General features: G+C 72.2%; 15 protein-coding genes. 13 read left to right on the top strand and 2 right to left on the bottom strand.

Annotated elements, in window-relative coordinates:
* Nucleotides 1-182 precede the first annotated feature (182 nt).
* Entirely contained in the window at nucleotides 183-428 is a 246-nt protein-coding gene (locus ADK65_RS38565) for a hypothetical protein (protein WP_159038785.1), read from the bottom strand.
* A 135-nt stretch (nucleotides 429-563) separates the two neighbouring features.
* Nucleotides 564-1,763, bottom strand: coding sequence for a pyridoxal phosphate-dependent aminotransferase (locus ADK65_RS14280; RefSeq protein WP_053670451.1), 1,200 nt, complete (start codon nucleotides 1,761-1,763; stop codon nucleotides 564-566).
* 128 nt (nucleotides 1,764-1,891) lie between these two features.
* Here ADK65_RS14280 and ADK65_RS14285 point away from each other — a divergent pair, with 128 nt between their 5' ends.
* The 13 genes from ADK65_RS14285 (at nucleotide 1,892) to ADK65_RS14345 (ending at nucleotide 15,489) form a co-directional block, all read left to right on the top strand.
* On the top strand, nucleotides 1,892-2,173 hold the full coding sequence (locus tag ADK65_RS14285; RefSeq protein WP_053670452.1) for a hypothetical protein: 282 nt from the start codon (nucleotides 1,892-1,894) through the stop codon (nucleotides 2,171-2,173).
* A gap of 615 nt (nucleotides 2,174-2,788) precedes the next feature.
* Entirely contained in the window at nucleotides 2,789-3,316 is a 528-nt protein-coding gene (locus tag ADK65_RS14290; RefSeq protein ID WP_053670453.1) for a DUF2617 family protein, read from the top strand.
* A 105-nt stretch (nucleotides 3,317-3,421) separates the two neighbouring features.
* Nucleotides 3,422-5,077, top strand: a complete 1,656-nt coding sequence (locus ADK65_RS14295) for a polyamine aminopropyltransferase (RefSeq protein ID WP_053670454.1) — start codon at nucleotides 3,422-3,424, stop codon at nucleotides 5,075-5,077.
* Nucleotides 5,078-5,217: 140 nt separating this feature from the next.
* A complete protein-coding gene (locus ADK65_RS14300) occupies nucleotides 5,218-6,039 on the top strand; it encodes an SRPBCC domain-containing protein (protein ID WP_053670455.1) in 822 nt (273 codons plus the stop codon).
* A gap of 122 nt (nucleotides 6,040-6,161) precedes the next feature.
* A complete protein-coding gene (locus ADK65_RS14305) occupies nucleotides 6,162-6,950 on the top strand; it encodes an aldose epimerase (protein WP_053670456.1) in 789 nt (262 codons plus the stop codon).
* Nucleotides 6,951-6,960: 10 nt separating this feature from the next.
* The gene (pyrE, locus tag ADK65_RS14310; protein WP_003991805.1) at nucleotides 6,961-7,509 is read left to right on the top strand and encodes an orotate phosphoribosyltransferase; all 549 of its coding nucleotides are present in this window, start codon (nucleotides 6,961-6,963) and stop codon (nucleotides 7,507-7,509) included.
* A gap of 148 nt (nucleotides 7,510-7,657) precedes the next feature.
* The gene (fbaA, locus tag ADK65_RS14315) at nucleotides 7,658-8,680 is read left to right on the top strand and encodes a class II fructose-bisphosphate aldolase (protein WP_053670457.1); all 1,023 of its coding nucleotides are present in this window, start codon (nucleotides 7,658-7,660) and stop codon (nucleotides 8,678-8,680) included.
* A gap of 70 nt (nucleotides 8,681-8,750) precedes the next feature.
* Nucleotides 8,751-10,223 carry an MFS transporter gene (locus tag ADK65_RS14320; protein ID WP_053670458.1) on the top strand — a complete coding sequence of 491 codons (1,473 nt, stop codon included), beginning with the start codon at nucleotides 8,751-8,753 and terminating at the stop codon, nucleotides 10,221-10,223.
* Nucleotides 10,224-10,421: 198 nt separating this feature from the next.
* Entirely contained in the window at nucleotides 10,422-10,835 is a 414-nt protein-coding gene (locus tag ADK65_RS14325; protein WP_053670459.1) for a DUF3151 domain-containing protein, read from the top strand.
* A gap of 169 nt (nucleotides 10,836-11,004) precedes the next feature.
* On the top strand, nucleotides 11,005-11,835 hold the full coding sequence (locus ADK65_RS14330) for a tryptophan 2,3-dioxygenase family protein (RefSeq protein ID WP_053670460.1): 831 nt from the start codon (nucleotides 11,005-11,007) through the stop codon (nucleotides 11,833-11,835).
* Nucleotides 11,828-13,012, top strand: coding sequence for a kynureninase (gene kynU, locus ADK65_RS14335; RefSeq protein WP_053670461.1), 1,185 nt, complete (start codon nucleotides 11,828-11,830; stop codon nucleotides 13,010-13,012). Before ADK65_RS14330 ends, kynU begins: the two co-directional genes overlap by 8 nt.
* A gap of 176 nt (nucleotides 13,013-13,188) precedes the next feature.
* Nucleotides 13,189-14,052, top strand: a complete 864-nt coding sequence (locus ADK65_RS14340; protein ID WP_053670462.1) for an alpha/beta hydrolase — start codon at nucleotides 13,189-13,191, stop codon at nucleotides 14,050-14,052.
* Nucleotides 14,053-14,292: 240 nt separating this feature from the next.
* A complete protein-coding gene (locus ADK65_RS14345) occupies nucleotides 14,293-15,489 on the top strand; it encodes an RNA-guided endonuclease InsQ/TnpB family protein (protein WP_107092286.1) in 1,197 nt (398 codons plus the stop codon).
* Nucleotides 15,490-15,580 lie beyond the last annotated feature (91 nt).

Below are 15,580 nucleotides of genomic sequence, written 5' to 3' on the forward strand. Positions count from 1 at the left end.
CTGGAGCCACCAGACCGCAAACGCGACAATGCGCGCAATCGATCCGGATCGGTGAAGGTTTGGCCGAATACCGCTCGCAGGCGAGAGCGCGTTGCGCTCGGCATCAGCGTGTGGTCGTGCTCCGCCACTCGAAGAGCGGGGCAGTGATCAACTGCCGTCGGCACATGGTTCGAACGCCACGATCACGAGGGGTCGAGGCTGTACTCCGTGCAGCGCTCGCGGCCGGTGACCCCTCCGTCGGGTCGTTCCTTGCTCCGCGAACACCTGACCTCACGGATGTGCCCGCAGTGCCACCATGGTGGTGCCTTGGCCAGTTGGCGCTGCACCCAGTCCGCCATGGCCACTGCGTCGTCCTGCCGACGGTGATCCGCACGCGTCAGCTGGTACTCCTCAAGCGGCACGCCTTGGGCTACGCGTCTGTACTCCACTCCGGCGACGCTACGGCGTTCTGCCGAGTTCGATCGGTTGGTCTGCACTCGAACGAGTGCAGACCGGCCTGGGAGTCGAACCCTCTCACGCAGGGTGGTCTTGCCTCGATCTCATCCGAGGGGAAGGGGCTGAGCTCAGGACGACGCCAGGCGTTGCAGGCGGTCAGCGGCCTCCCGGAGAACGTCGTCCTTCTTGCAGAACGCGAACCGTACGAACGGCGCGCCCTCCTCGCGGTGGTCGTAGAAGACCGCGTTGGGGATCGCGACCACGCCCGCGCGTTCCGGCAGGCCGCGGCAGAAGGCGAAACCGTCGCTCTCGCCGAGGGGGCGGATGTCGGTGGTGACGAAGTAGGTGCCCGAGGGCCGGAAGACGCGGAAGCCGGCTTCCGCCAGGCCGCCCGCCAGCAGGTTCCGCTTGGCCAGCATGTCCGCGCGGAAGTCCGTGAAGTAGGACTCGGGCAGCGAGAGCGCCTCGGCGATCGCGTACTGGAACGGGCCGGCCGAGACGTACGTCAGGTACTGCTTGGCCGACCGGACCGCCGTGACCAGCTCCGGGGACCCCGTCACCCAGCCGACCTTCCAGCCGGTGAACGAGAACGTCTTGCCGCTGCTCGAAATGGTGACCGTGCGCTCCCGCATCCCCGGGAACGTCGCCAGCGGCACGTGCTCGGCGTCGTCGAAGACCAGGTGCTCGTACACCTCGTCCGTCACCACCAGCAGGTCCCGCTCCACCGCCAGCTCGGCGATCGCGGCCAGCTCCTCACGGGTGAGGACCGTGCCGGTCGGGTTGTGCGGCGTGTTGATCAGCAACAGCCGGGTGCGGTCGGTGACGGCGTCGCGCAGCTCGTCGAGGTCGAGACGGAACCGGCCCTCGTCCACCTGAGCGCGCAGCGTGACCGGCACCCGGCGGCCACCCGCCATGGCGATGCACGCGGCGTAGGAGTCGTAGTACGGCTCGAGGGCGATCACCTCGTCGCCGGGCTCCACCAGGGCCAGCAGGGCGGCGGCGATGGCCTCCGTGGCGCCCGCGGTGACCAGGACCTCCGTGTCGGGGTCCCAGGCCAGGCCGTAGCGGCGCTGCTGGTGGGCGGTGATCGCGGCGCGCAGCTCGGGGACGCCGGGCCCCGGCGGGTACTGATTGCCGCGGCCGTCCCGCAGCGCCCGCACGGCGGCCTCCCGGATCTCCTCGGGGCCGTCGGTGTCGGGGAAGCCCTGCCCGAGGTTGATGGCGCCGGTGCTCAGGGCGAGGGCGGACATCTCGGCGAAGATCGTCGTCCCGAACTCGGCGAGCCGACGGTTCAGCAGGGGTCGCGCGCTGGAGGTCATGCCGGTCATCCTGCGCCGAAGCTCTGGAGTTCCTCAACTCTGTGTTGGGCCGGGAGCGGGAAGGGCATCACCGCCTCACGCAAGAGCGAGGCGCCCACGGGGGGCCGCTTCGGGGGACATGGAAGGAGGATGACGCCATGATCGTCGGCATCATCCTGGCGGTGGTCGGAGTCGTCCTGGTCGGGGCGCTGGTCTCCAAGGGGCGCAGGGGCGGTTCCCGGCGGACGACGGGACGCGGTGCGTGGGCGTCCACCGGTTCGAGCAGCAGCCACAGCGCCGGCGGCAGCTGGTGGGCAGGAGACTCCGGCTCGTCCGGCGGCGGACACCACGGGGGACACTCCTGCGGCGGCGGCTCGTCCTGCGGAGGCGGGTCGTCCTGTGGGGGTGGCGGCGGTGGCTGCGGCGGCGGAGGCAGCTGACTGACGTCGGCTGTTCTCACGACGGGGGAGCAGCAACCACCGAACGCGGGGTCCGCACCTGGGGCGGGCCCCGCGTCGCCGTGCCGAGCGGGCAGTGGGCAGCGGGCCACGCGGTCAGGGGGGGCAGGGCAGAGGGAGGCGGTTCCCGGACGGACGATCCGTCGAATGCCTGTCGGGCGGCTTCGCTCGGCTGTCCGCGCCCTCCTCCGTCTGTCGTGCAACTCTTGCCCGACACCGTGCGACCTGGGCAACTACGCCCCCCGAGCGGCCCCTTCGGGATCTCGCAGGAATCCCGGGCGCCCCCTGTGTCCCGGCTGCGGGCGTGCGTCACGGCGCACCGGCGTACGCCTCCCCGGCACCGGCGCACGCCGTGGTTGAACAGTTGAGCTGTGGAGCCCTCTGAGGGATGGAAACCCTACGAACTTGGGTAAAAACGCTGTGGCGGGGTCACTGTTCATGATTCCCTCTAAGTCACCGACGCAGCCCCTCGGACGATCTGCGGACACCTTGCTGAAACCGGCCGACCGGCTGCCCCGGGCCGACATCCCCCGGTGCCGTGCCGCCGGGGCGCAGCGGACCCCACTCCCTCTCCTTGTGTGCTTGCGGAGCCGATCCATGCTCACGACCCTGAACACCTCCTACACCGACACGCGCGCGGCCGATCTCGCGTGGGCCCTGGGGCGCGAGCCGCTTCCCGCACTGGCCGCACTCGACCTCGAACTGGCGGGCACCAAACTGCAGTTGCGGCTCCTCGGCGCGTCCCATCAGGTTCTGCTGGAGGAGGAGCGGGGCATCTGCTCGGAGACGGTGGCGTGCATCGCGGGCAGCAGCACCCCGCTTCCGCTCGGAGTCGCCAAGCGGGTGGACGACTGGGAGTACGAGTTCGCGGCCCGCGTCGAGGTCCTCTCACCCGGCTCCTTCGCGGGCCGCGCACAGGAGTTGCTGGCTCTCGTCTCCGACCACCCGCACGGCCTCGTCGGCGTCTTCCCCGGCAGCCCCTACGCCTTCACGGCCCTGCTCGCCCAGCATCACGAGGGCCAGGTCCACTGGCGGACCTGGCACGCCTACCCGCAGGACGGGCAGTTGGTGGCGACCCGCACGAGAGTGGGCGTGCGCGTACCCGCGGCGGCGCTCGTCAACTGACCCGGACACCAGGACGCGTTCGGCGCCCCGGCGTCCGGCCGCGGTAAACCAGCACCACACGTGTGGGTGACGAACCGCGGTCGAGGCGTGACGTAACGTCGCAGGGTGATCGAGCCGCACGCGCCCGCCCCGCCCGGTTGCCCGCAGCCCCGGAGCGCCCCGGACGGCCCCGGCGGCCCGGTGCGACTGCCCGTACGGCCCGGCACCGGACGGTTCCTGGTCCTCGCGGGCGTGTTCGTCTGCGCGGCCTGCGGACTCGTGTACGAACTAGAACTGGTCGCGCTCGCCTCCTACTTGATGGGCGACTCGGTCACCCAGGCGTCCGTCGTGCTCTCCGTCATGGTCTTCGCCATGGGCATCGGCTCCCTCGCCGCGAAGCGGCTGCGCCCGCTCGCCGCGGCCGGCTTCGGTGCCGTCGAGGCCGCCCTCGCGCTCGTCGGCGGGTGCAGCGCGATGGCCCTGTACGCGGTGTTCGCCTGGACCGGTGACTGGGGCGGAATGTGGGCCAACGGGCCGCGCTGCCTGCTGGTCGCCTTCTCCCTGGCCACCGGACTGCTCATCGGCGCCGAAGTCCCGCTGCTGATGGAGCTGATCCAGCGGATCCGCCGCCAGGACGCGGGCGGCGCGGTCGCCGACCTGTCCGCCGCCGACTACGTCGGCGCCCTCGTCGGCGGCCTCGCCTTTCCCTTCCTCCTGCTGCCGTTCCTCGGGCAGCTGACCGGCGCGCTGCTCACCGGCGCGGTCAACGCGGTCGTCGGCGGTGCGCTGGTGCTCGGCCTGTTCCGCCGGGACCTGACCCGGCGGGCCCGCTGGCTGCTGCTGGTCGGCAACGCCCTCGTCCTCGCGGTCCTCGCCTCGGCCGCCGTCCTCGTCGACGACTTCGAACACGCCGCGCGGCAGGCGATGTACGGGGACGACGTCCGCGTGGCGCTGCGGACCGAGGTGCAGGAGGTCGTCCTCACGGGTGGCACGAGCGGACGGTCCCTCGACCTGTTCCTCGACGGCCGGCTCCGGGTCAGCGGACACGACGAGCTGCGCTACCACGAGGCCCTGGTCCACCCCGCGATGAGCGGGCCGCACGCGCGCGTGCTCATCCTCGGCGGCGGGGACGGCCTGGCCGCCCGCGAGGTGCTGCACCATTCCCGAGTGGACCGGGTCGACGTCGTCGAACTCGACGCCGAGGTGATCCGCCTGGCCCGCACCGACCCGGCCCTGTCCGCGCTCAACCGGCACGCGTTCGGTGACGCGCGCGTGCACGTGACGACCGAGGACGCCTTCGCCTGGCTGCGCGGAGCGGCTCCGGCGACGTACGACGTGGTCGTCTCGGACCTTCCGGACCCCGGGATCACGGCGAGCACGAAGCTGTACTCGCAGGAGTTCTACGGCCTCGCACGGCGCGTGCTGGCCCCCGGCGGACGGCTCGTGGTGCACGCGGGGCCGGTCGCGTCCGGCCCCCGGGCGTACTGGACGGTCGAGGCGACCCTGCGCGCGGCCGGTTTCCGCACCGCGCCCTACGGCGCGGGCGGCGGCCACGCCCACTTCGCCGCCGGGCCCGGCCGCACCCCCGCGGACCGCTCCTGGGCGTCCCGGGACTGGGGTTTCGTCCTGGCCGCCCGCACGGACCCGCGGCCGCGGCTCGACCCGGGAGGCCCGCGGCCCCGGGTCCTCACGGAGGCGTCCCTGGCCGCGGGGGAACGGGCGGCGCGCAGGACGCGGATCCCGGGGTTGCCGGCGTCGACGCTGGTGCACCCGCGCTACTGAGGGGCAGGGCCGCCGAGGGGGTGCCGTCCTCGCGGGACCCGTCCGGCGGAGCGGGAGGGTACGCCTGGTGGGGGTGGTTCGGGGGGCGAATCCCTCAGCCGGGGGTGCGTTCCGCGCTGTGCTGGGTAGAGTCCGTCGACATGGAGCACGAGGTGTTCGTTCCGGTTCCGGCCGAGCGGCTGAGGGAGGTGCTGGACGACCCCGCGCGGGTCGCCCGGGCCGTTCCCGGGCTCCAGCAGGACGCCGGCGCCGAGCCGGTCGCCGGGCGGCTGAAGATCCGCGTCGGCAGTCACTCCGTCACCTACCGGGGTGCCCTGCGGGTGTCCCGGAGCGAGGGCGCGTACGCCGTCGAGGGCGAGGCGGAGGAATCGCGCGGCAGCGGCTCGGTCCGGCTCGCCCTGCGGATCGTCCTGCGGGAGGCCGAGGACGGCTGCACCGTCGGGTACGACGGCACGGCCACCGCGGACGGACGGATCAACGACCTTCCGGCGGACGCTGTGGAGGGCGCGGTCACCCGGCTGCTGAACCGTTTCGCGGAGCACCTGGCCGCGGCGGCCACGGACGCGGGCGACGAAGGTGCGCGCCTGGAGCCCGGGGAGGGGACCCCCACCGAACCCGGTCTCACCGAGGAACCCCCGGCCCCCGAGCGTCCCTCCACCTTCGGCGCCGCCGCCCCGCCCGCCTCTCCGGGGCCCGTGGACGACGAGGACGACGTGGACGACGTGGACGACGAGGACGAGCAGGACGACGAGGACATCGCCGAGGCGGCGCACGCGCGGCGGACCATGATCGGACGCAGCGCCGAGGAGGTCGACCACGCCCCGCCCCGCGGCCGCTACGCCCCCGTGCCCGCGCCTCAGACCGTGTCGGCCCCGGCCCCGCTGCGCTGGGCGGCCCCCGCGGCGGCCCTGGCCGTGGCGTCGGCCATCGTGGCGGTCCGGGCCCTGCGCAGACGCCGCTGAACCACGCGGCAGACGCCGCCGGACCACACGGCGGTCGGCCCCTGACCGTCCCGCCCCGAGTCCGAGGCCGAAGCAGGACGCAACCGGTGAGGCCCCCTTGATCACCGCAGTAGGGTCGTCCCGTGAGTGACGAAGACATCACGCTGACCGCGGGTGACGCGGAGGTGACCGTGCAGCCGGGCAACGGCGGCCGGGTCGGAGGGCTGCGGATCGGCGGCGTGGAGGTGCTCCGGCAGGGGGAGCGGTTCGGCTGCTTCCCGATGGTGCCGTGGTGCGGCCGGATCCGGGACGGACGGTTCCTGGACGGCGCCGCCGTGCGGCAGATGCCCCTCAACGCCCCGCCGCACGCCATCCACGGCACCGCCCGAGACAGCGCCTGGCGCACCGCCCGCACGAGCACGGCCGAGGCCGTCATCACCCACGAGCTCGCCGACCCCTGGCCCCACAAGGGCCGCGTCACCCAGGTCGTGGCCCTCACCGAGGACGCGCTGACCCTCACCATGTCCGTCGAGACGTACGACTCGTCCTTCCCGGCCCAGATCGGCTGGCACCCGTGGTTCAACCGGAACCTCGGCGGCGAGGACGTACAGCTCGACTTCGACCCGGCCTGGCAGGAGGAACGCGGTGACGACCACCTGCCCACCGGCAACCGCGTCGACCCGAAGCCCGGCCCCTGGGACGACTGCTTCGGGATGCCCGGCGGCGTCGACGTCACCCTGACCTGGCCCGGGCAGCTGGAGCTGAAGGTGGCGAGCCGCCAGGAGTGGGTCGTCGTCTACGACGAGCAGGAGGCCGCCGTGTGCGTGGAGCCGCAGACCGGCCCGCCCAACGGCCTCAACACCCTGCCGCACCTGGTCACGCCCCTGGAGCCGCTGGAGGCCACCACGACCTGGACGTGGCGCCGCCTCTAAGCTGGGCGGCATGACGGACACACGTGGCGCGCTGCTGCAGCAGATCAAGGACAAGGCCGTGGTGCACGGCAAGGTGACCCTGTCGTCGGGTCTGGAAGCCGACTACTACGTCGACCTCCGGCGCGTCACGCTCGACGGGGAGGCCGCCCCGCTGGTCGGGCAGGTGCTGCTGGACCTGACCGCCGACCTGGACTTCGACGCCGTCGGCGGCCTCACCATGGGCGCCGACCCCGTCGCCGCCGCCATGCTGCACGCCGCCGCCGCGCGCGGGAAGCGCCTGGACGCCTTCGTCGTACGGAAGGCCGCGAAGGCACATGGCCTGCAGCGGCGCGTCGAGGGCCCCGACATCGCCGGCCGCCGCGTGCTGGTCGTCGAGGACACCTCCACCACCGGCGGCTCCCCGCTGACCGCCGTCGAGGCCGTGCGCGAGGCCGGGGCCGAGGTCGTCGCCGTCGCGACCATCGTCGACCGGGCGACCGGCGCCGCGGAGAAGATCCAGGAGGGCGCCGGAGTGCCGTACCTCTTCGCCTTCTCGAAGGACGAGCTGGGCCTGGACTGACCGGGGACCGACCAGGGCGTGGACGGTGGCCTGGACCTTCCGGCCAAGTCTGGAAAGATGGGGCCGACGATGACGTCGCACCCCAAGGTCTAGGTCAGGGCCGTTAGACACAGCAGTACGTCAACCCGCAGATACAAGGAGCGGACGCATGCCCATCGCAACTCCCGAGGTCTACAACGAGATGCTGGACCGGGCGAAGGCAGGAAAGTTCGCCTACCCGGCCATCAACGTGACCTCCACCCAGACCCTGCACGCGGCCCTGCGCGGTTTCGCTGAGGCGGAGAGCGACGGCATCGTCCAGATCTCCACGGGTGGTGCCGAGTTCCTGGGCGGTCAGTACAGCAAGGACATGGTCACCGGCGCCGTCGCCCTGGCCGAGTTCGCGCACATCGTCGCCGAGAAGTACCCGGTGAACATCGCGCTGCACACCGACCACTGCCCCAAGGACAAGCTCGACGGGTACGTACGTCCGCTGCTGGCGCTCTCCCAGAAGCGCGTCGAGGCCGGTCTGAACCCGCTCTTCCAGTCGCACATGTGGGACGGCTCCGCCGAGACCCTCGCCGACAACCTCTCCATCGCGCAGGAGCTGCTGGAGCAGGCCCGCGCCGCGAAGATCATCCTCGAGGTGGAGATCACCCCGACCGGTGGCGAGGAGGACGGCGTCTCCCACGAGATCAACGACTCCCTCTACACCACGGTCGACGACGCGCTCCGCACCGCCGAGGCCCTCGGCCTCGGTGAGAAGGGCCGCTACCTGCTCGCCGCGTCCTTCGGCAACGTGCACGGCGTGTACAAGCCCGGCAACGTCGTGCTGCGCCCCGAGCTGCTGAAGGAGCTGAACGAGGGCGTCGCCGCCAAGTACGGCAAGGCGTCGCCGTTCGACTTCGTCTTCCACGGCGGCTCCGGCTCCACGGAGGACGAGATCCGCACCGCGCTGGAGAACGGCGTCGTGAAGATGAACATCGACACCGACACCCAGTACGCGTTCACGCGCCCGGTCGCGGACCACATGTTCCGCAACTACGACGGTGTCCTGAAGGTCGACGGCGAGGTCGGCAACAAGAAGACCTACGACCCGCGCACCTGGGGCAAGCTCGCCGAGGCGTCCATGTCCGCGCGCGTCGTCGAGGCCTGCGGCAACCTGCGCTCGACCGGCACGAAGATCAAGTAGTCCCGGTCCGCCCGCACACGTCGGAGCCCGGCATCTCCTGAGATGCCGGGCTCTTCCGTATGCTCCCTGCATGCCCGATGTCCGGTTGGCCTCACCGCAGGGCAAGTGGGTCCTGCTCACCACCGTCCTCGGCTCCAGCATGGCGATGCTGGACTCGACCGTCGTCAACGTCGCCCTGCCGCGCATCGGCCGCGACCTCGACGCGAGCCTGTCCGCGCTGCAGTGGACGGTCAACGCGTACATGGTCACGCTGGCCGGGCTGATCCTGCTCGGCGGGGCGCTGGGGGACCGGTTCGGGCGGCGGAAGGTGTTCGTCGTCGGCGTGGTGTGGTTCGCGCTGGCGTCGCTGCTGTGCGGGATCGCGCCGAACGTGGGCGTGCTGAACGCCGCACGGGCTCTGCAGGGGGTGGGCGGCGCCCTCCTGACCCCCGGGTCGCTGGCACTCATCCAGGCGTCCTTCCACCCCGACGACCGGGGGCGGGCCGTCGGGCTGTGGTCCGGCTTCGGCGGGATCGGGGCGGCGGTCGGGCCGTTCGTCGGCGGCTGGCTGGTGGACGGGCCGGGCTGGCGGTGGGTGTTCCTGCTGAACGTTCCGGTGGCCCTGGTGTGCGTGCCGGTGGCCCTGCGGCACGTCCCCGAGTCGGGTGGGGAAGCGGCGGCCCGCGGGCGCTTCGACGTGCTCGGGGCCGTGCTGGGGGCGCTGGCGCTCGCCCTGGTGACGTACGCGCTGATCGAGGCCGGTGAGGGCGGGGTGGTGGTGACGGTCTCGGCGGTGGCCGGGCTGGCCGCGGGCGTCGCGTTCGTGCTCGTCGAGCGGCGCCGGCCCGATCCGATGATGCCGCCGGACATCTTCGCGTCCCGGCAGTTCACGGCCGTCAACCTCGTCACCCTGTGCGTGTACGCGGCGCTCGGCGGGTTCTTCTTCCTCGCCGCGCTCCAGCTCCAGGTCGTCGTGGGCTACTCGGCCCTCGCCGCCGGTACGGCGCTGCTGCCGACGACCGTGCTGATGCTGCTGCTGTCCGCGCGCTCCGGGCAACTGGCCGACCGCATCGGGCCGCGGATCCCGCTGACGGTGGGGCCGCTGCTGTGCGCGGCCGGGATGCTGCTGATGCTGCGGGTCGGGCCGGGGGCGTCCTACCTCACCGACGTGCTGCCGGCGCTGCTGGTGCTCGGGCTGGGCCTGGTCACGCTGGTGGCACCGCTGACGGCGACCGTGCTGGGCTCGGTGAGCGTGGTGCGCGCAGGGCTGGCCAGCGGCATCAACAACGCGGCGGCCCGGGCGGCGGGCCTGATGGCGGTGGCGGCGTTGCCGCTGCTGGCGGGCATGGGGGAGGAGGCGTACCGGGAGCCGGCCGCCTTCGACACGGCGTTCGGAAAGGCCATGGGGTGGTGCGCGGGGGCGCTGGTGGCCGGGGCCCTGATCGCCGCCGCGGTGGTGCGCAGGCCGCCCCCGGACTGCAGGCGCCCGGAGTGCCTGCGGCACGGCGGTGTGACGGCGCCGCCGCTGGAGGGCGAGCCGGTCCGCAAGAGGCTGCCGTCCTAGGTGTCCGCAAAGTCCCGTCGTCCGCCCGGAGGACAGGCGGGACTTTGCGGACACGACCTGGCCGTCGCCGGGCCGGGCCCCGCCGGGCCGGTCGAGGTGGTCCGGTCGGAGGAGTCGGCGCGGGCCGTCGCGGGAGTCGTCCCGTCGATCCCCCCGCCCGTTGCGCCGCGGCGGGCGGCATGGCGCAGACTTGACCTCATGTCCATTCACGAGAACCTTCTCGGGGGCCCGCCCCCGACCCATCTCCCCGACGACCCCGGGCCGCGGGAAATGCTCGCGTCGGGTGCCGCGTCCGTCGAGGTCGCCGGTGCGCACCCCACCTCCTCGCTCGCCTGGGCGCAGCTCGCCGACGAGGCGTTCGAGCGGGGCGCGGCCGTGGAGTCCTACGCGTACGCCCGCACGGGCTACCACCGCGGTCTGGACGCGCTGCGCCGCAACGGCTGGAAGGGCCACGGCCCGGTGCCATGGGAGCACGAGCCGAACCGCGGCTTCCTGCGTGCCCTGCACGCCCTCGCCCGCGCCGCGCAGGCGATCGGCGAGCAGGAGGAGTACGAGCGCTGCTCCCAGTTCCTGAAGGACTCCTCGCCGACGGCGGCGCAGGTCCTGGGCTGACACACGGTCCGTGCACGCGAGGCCCGTCCGCGAAAGGCGGGCCTTGCGGTTTCGGGGGACGATTGCGTTTCGCAGGACGATTGCGCAAGATGCCCCCTGGGGACCGGGGCCCCCGTGTCGGATTCGGCAGGGGCGGACCGCTACCCGGAGTAATACGCAGGAGACAGCGATGTCCCACGAGGCTCACGAGCCCGAGACCCCGCATCTCGACTTCCACGGCACGACGCCGTACGAGGACTACGTCAAGGCCGACGTACTCACCCACCTCCAGCACACCCTCTCCGACGATCCCGGAGAGATGGTCTTCCTGGTGACGACCCAGGTGATGGAGCTGTGGTTCACCGTCATCGTCCACGAGTGGGAGACGGCGGCGGGGGCGCTCAGGAGCGACGACGTCCCCACCGCCATCGCCGCGCTCAAGCGGTCCGTGCGCGAGCTGGAGGCGCTCAACCACTCCTGGAAGCCGCTGGCCCAGCTGACGCCCGCCCAGTTCAACTCGTACCGCAGCGCACTCGGCGAGGGCTCCGGCTTCCAGTCGGCGATGTACCGGCGCATGGAGTTCCTGCTCGGCGACAAGTCCGCGTCCATGCTCGTCCCGCACCGGGGCGCACCGCGTGTGCACGCCGAGCTGGAGAAGGCGCTGCACGAACCGAGTCTGTACGACGAGGTCGTACGGCTGCTGGCGCGGCGCGGGCACGACATCCCCGAGGCGGTGCTGCGGCGCGACGTGTCGAAGCGCTACGAGCCGTCGCCGGAGGTGGAGGCGGCCTGGACGGCCGTCTACTCGGGCGACGAGAGTGACGAGGTCGCCCGGCTGGGCGAGGCGCTGAGCGACGTCGCCGAGCTGGTGTGGCGCTGGCGCAACGACCATCTGGTCGCCACACGTCGCGCGATGGGCGCCAAGACCGGCACGGGCGGCTCCGCCGGGGTGGCCTGGCTGGAGAAGCGCGCGCAGAAGAACGTGTTCCCCGAGCTGTGGACGGCGCGCTCCTATGTCTGACCTGGCGATCGTTGCGGAGAAGCTGGACGCCGTCGATGAACTGGCGGCCAAGCGCGCCGAGTTCGTCCTCGATGACGTGGTCTACCTCGACGGCAACTCCCTCGGCGCGCTCCCGGCCGTGCTCCCCGGCCGGGTCGAGGACGTCGTACGCCGTCAGTGGGGCGAGCTGCGCATTCGGTCCTGGGAGGAGAGCGGCTGGTGGACGGCGCCCGAACGGATCGGTGACCGGATCGCCCCGCTGGTCGGGGCGGCGCCCGGGCAGATCGTCGTGGGCGACTCCACGAGTGTCAACGTCTTCAAGGCACTCGTCGGCGCGGTGCGGATGGCCGGGGAGGGCCGTGACGAGCTCCTCGTCGACGCGACGACCTTCCCCACCGACGGGTACATCGCCGAGTCCGCCGCCCGCATGACCGGCTGCACCCTGCGGCCCGTGGCGCCCGCGGACGTGCCGGGGGCGCTGGGCGAGCGCACCGCCGCCGTCCTGCTCAACCACGTCGACTACCGCACGGGCAGGCTGCACGACCTGCCCGGACTGACGGCCGCCGCGCACGAGGCCGGGGCGGTCGCCGTCTGGGACCTCTGCCACAGCGCGGGCGCGCTGCCGGTCGGGCTCGACGAGCACGGCGTGGACCTCGCGGTCGGCTGCACCTACAAGTACCTGAACGGCGGGCCCGGTTCACCGGCGTACCTGTACGTGCGGCGGGAGCTGCAGGACCGATTCGACTCGCCGCTGCCCGGCTGGAACTCGCACGCCGAGCCGTTCGGGATGCGGAGCGAGTACGAGGCGGCCCCCGGTGCCCTGCGCGGCCGGGTCGGCACGCCCGACATCCTCTCCATGCTCGCCCTGGAGGCGGCCCTGGAGGTCTGGGACGGGGTGTCGGTCGAGGCGGTGCGGGCCAAGTCCCTGGCGCTGACGGACTTCTTCCTGGAGTGCGTGACGGCGTACGTGCCCGAGGGCAGGGTCGCGTGTGTGACGCCGAGGGCGCACGAGGAGCGGGGCAGCCAGATCGCCCTGCGCTGCGACGACGCCGGTGACGTGATGAAACGGCTGATCGAGCGGGGTGTGGTCGGCGACTTCCGGGCGCCGGACGTGCTGCGCTTCGGCTTCACGCCGCTGTACGTCGGGTTCGCCGACGTGGAGCGGGCGGCGCGGGTGCTGGCGCGGACGCTGGCCTGAGCGGTGGCGGGGGCCGGGGCACTCCGGTGGTGTCCCGGCCCCGCGGTCTCCGCCCGCTCTTCACCGAGCGTGACATCTGCATGTCCGCGCACGTCACGCGCCTGGTACCGTCCCGGCCAACGGCTGAACCCCTCAACTGGGGCGCCGCGTACGGTTCATCGCTGGAGGGTTGGAGCATGACGGACGACGCCGCAGCAGCACGGGCCGCTGCCGAGGAGGAGTCGGCCTTCTCCCACGCGCCCGTCGGCCCCGACGCCACCGCGGCCTATGGCGACCACCCGGACCAGGTGATCGACTTCTTCGCACCGCGCCGGGCGGGCGGACCCGGGCCGGCCCCGGTTGTCGTCGTGCTGCACGGCGGTGCCTGGCGGGCGCCGTACGACCGGCGTCACATCAGCCCGTTCGCGGACTTCCTCGCCCGCCGCGGGTTCGCCGTGGCGAGCGTCGAGTACCGGCGCGGCGGGGACGGCGACTCCGTCGCGGGCCGGTGGCCCGACACCTTCGACGACGTCGCGGCGGCGCTGGACACCCTGCCCGCGCTGGTACGGGAGTCGCTGCCGCAGGCCGACCCGCGCCGTACGGTGCTCACCGGCCACTCGGCGGGCGGGCACCTCGCGCTGTGGGGTGCCGCCCGGCACGTCCTGCCGGCCGACTCGCCCTGGCGCAGCGGCAGTCCGGTGACCCTGCGCGGCGTCGTCGCCCTCGCCCCGATCGCGGACCTGGCGATCGCCGACAAGCTGGACGTGTGCGGGGGCGCCGCGCGTCAACTCCTCGGCGGGGACGAGCACTTCGCCGAGCGCCAGCCGTACGCGGACCCGGCGCTGCTGCTGCCCACGGGCATCGCCACCACCCTCGTGCAGGGCCGCGCGGACCTCGACGTGCCGCAGCCGGTCGCCGAGTCGTACGCGGAGGCGGCGGCGAAGGCCGGGGAGATGGTGGGGGTGACGCTGCTGGAGGGCGTGGGGCACTTCCCGCTCATCGACCCGGCGGCCGACGCGTGCGCGGTGGCGGTGGAGGAGATCGCGCAGCTGGCCTGGTGAGGGGCGGCCGCCTCAGGGGTCTGCCCCTTGGAATCCGACCCTTGAGAGCTGACCCTCAAGGTCTGCCCCTCAAGAGGGCCCCGGTCATCAGTTGCCTCCGAGAAGACCCCCGCCTTCAGGCGGGGGAGGAATCGGACTCCGGCGGAGCAGGGCGGGGAGCTGTGATTCGCCGTCAAGGCGGATCGCAGTGCTCTGATCCGCAGGTTTGATCTTCACCTGTGGGAACGCTAGTTGTTGAGCGTGGCCACGACGTGCGTGAAGCGGGCATTGAAGTACCGCTTCTACCCGACCGATGCGCAGGCAGCTGAGCTGTCGCGCACGTTCGGATGTGTGCGCAAGGTCTACAACCTGGCGCTCGCGGCCCGCACCGAGGCGTGGGCGCGTCAGGAGCGGGTGAACTACAACCAGACCTCGGCCATGCTCACGGAGTGGAAGAAGACCGAGGAACTGGCCTACCTCAACGACGTGTCGTCGGTGCCGTTGCAGCAGTGCCTGCGGCACCTGCAGACAGCGTTCACGAACTTCTTCGGCAAGCGGGCGAAGTACCCGCGTTTCAAGTCGCGGAAGAAGTCGCGCAGGTCCGCCGAGTACACCACGTCCGGATTCCGCTTCCGCGAGGGGAAGCTGACCCTGGCGAAGATGACGGAACCACTGGACATCGTGTGGTCGCGCCCGCTCCCGCCGGGGGCGACGCCGTCCACGGTGACCGTCTCCCAGGACGCGGCTGGACGCTGGTTCGTCTCCATGCTGTGTGACGACCCTGGCGTCAAGCCGCTCCCGGCCGCCGATACGGCGATCGGCGTGGATGTCGGCCTGGACCACCTGCTGACCCTCTCCACCGGCGAGAAGATCACAAACCCCCGGCACGAGCGCCGCGACCGCGCCCGCTTGGCCAAGGCTCAGCGGGAACTGTCGCGCAAGGCCAAGGGGTCGAACAACCGGGCCAAGGCGCGCAGGAAGGTCGCGAGGGTCCACGCGAGGATTGCCGACCGGCGCCGTGACCACCTGCACAAACTGACCACCCGGCTCGTGCGTGAAAACCAAACGCTCGTGATCGAGGACCTGACCGTGCGCACCATGGTCAGGAACCGGAGCCTGGCCCGTGCCATCTCGGATGCCGCCTGGGCGCAGTTCCGGAGCCTTCTGGAGTACAAGGCTGCCTGGTACGGGCGGGAAGTGATCGCGGTGGACCGCTTCTTCCCCTCGTCCAGGCTGTGCTCCGGCTGCGGTGCCTTGCAGGACAAGATGCCGCTGCACGTCCGTACCTGGACGTGCGGCAGCTGTGGCACGACCCACGACCGGGACGTGAACGCGGCGAAGAACCTTCTGGCCGCCGGGCTGGCGGTGACAGTCTGTGGAGCCGGTGTAAGACCTCAACGGAGCACTCCGGGCGGGCAGTCGGCGACGAAGCAGAAACCCTCACAGCGCAAGCCGTGAGAACCCCCCTCCTTCAGGAGGGGGAGAAGTCAAACCCGTAGTACCTGAGAGCTACGCCGCAGGTGAGTTCCCCGGTGTGACGCGGACGAGG

It is taken from the genome of Streptomyces sp. NRRL B-1140 (assembly GCF_001280065.1).
GTDB lineage: Bacteria > Actinomycetota > Actinomycetes > Streptomycetales > Streptomycetaceae > Streptomyces.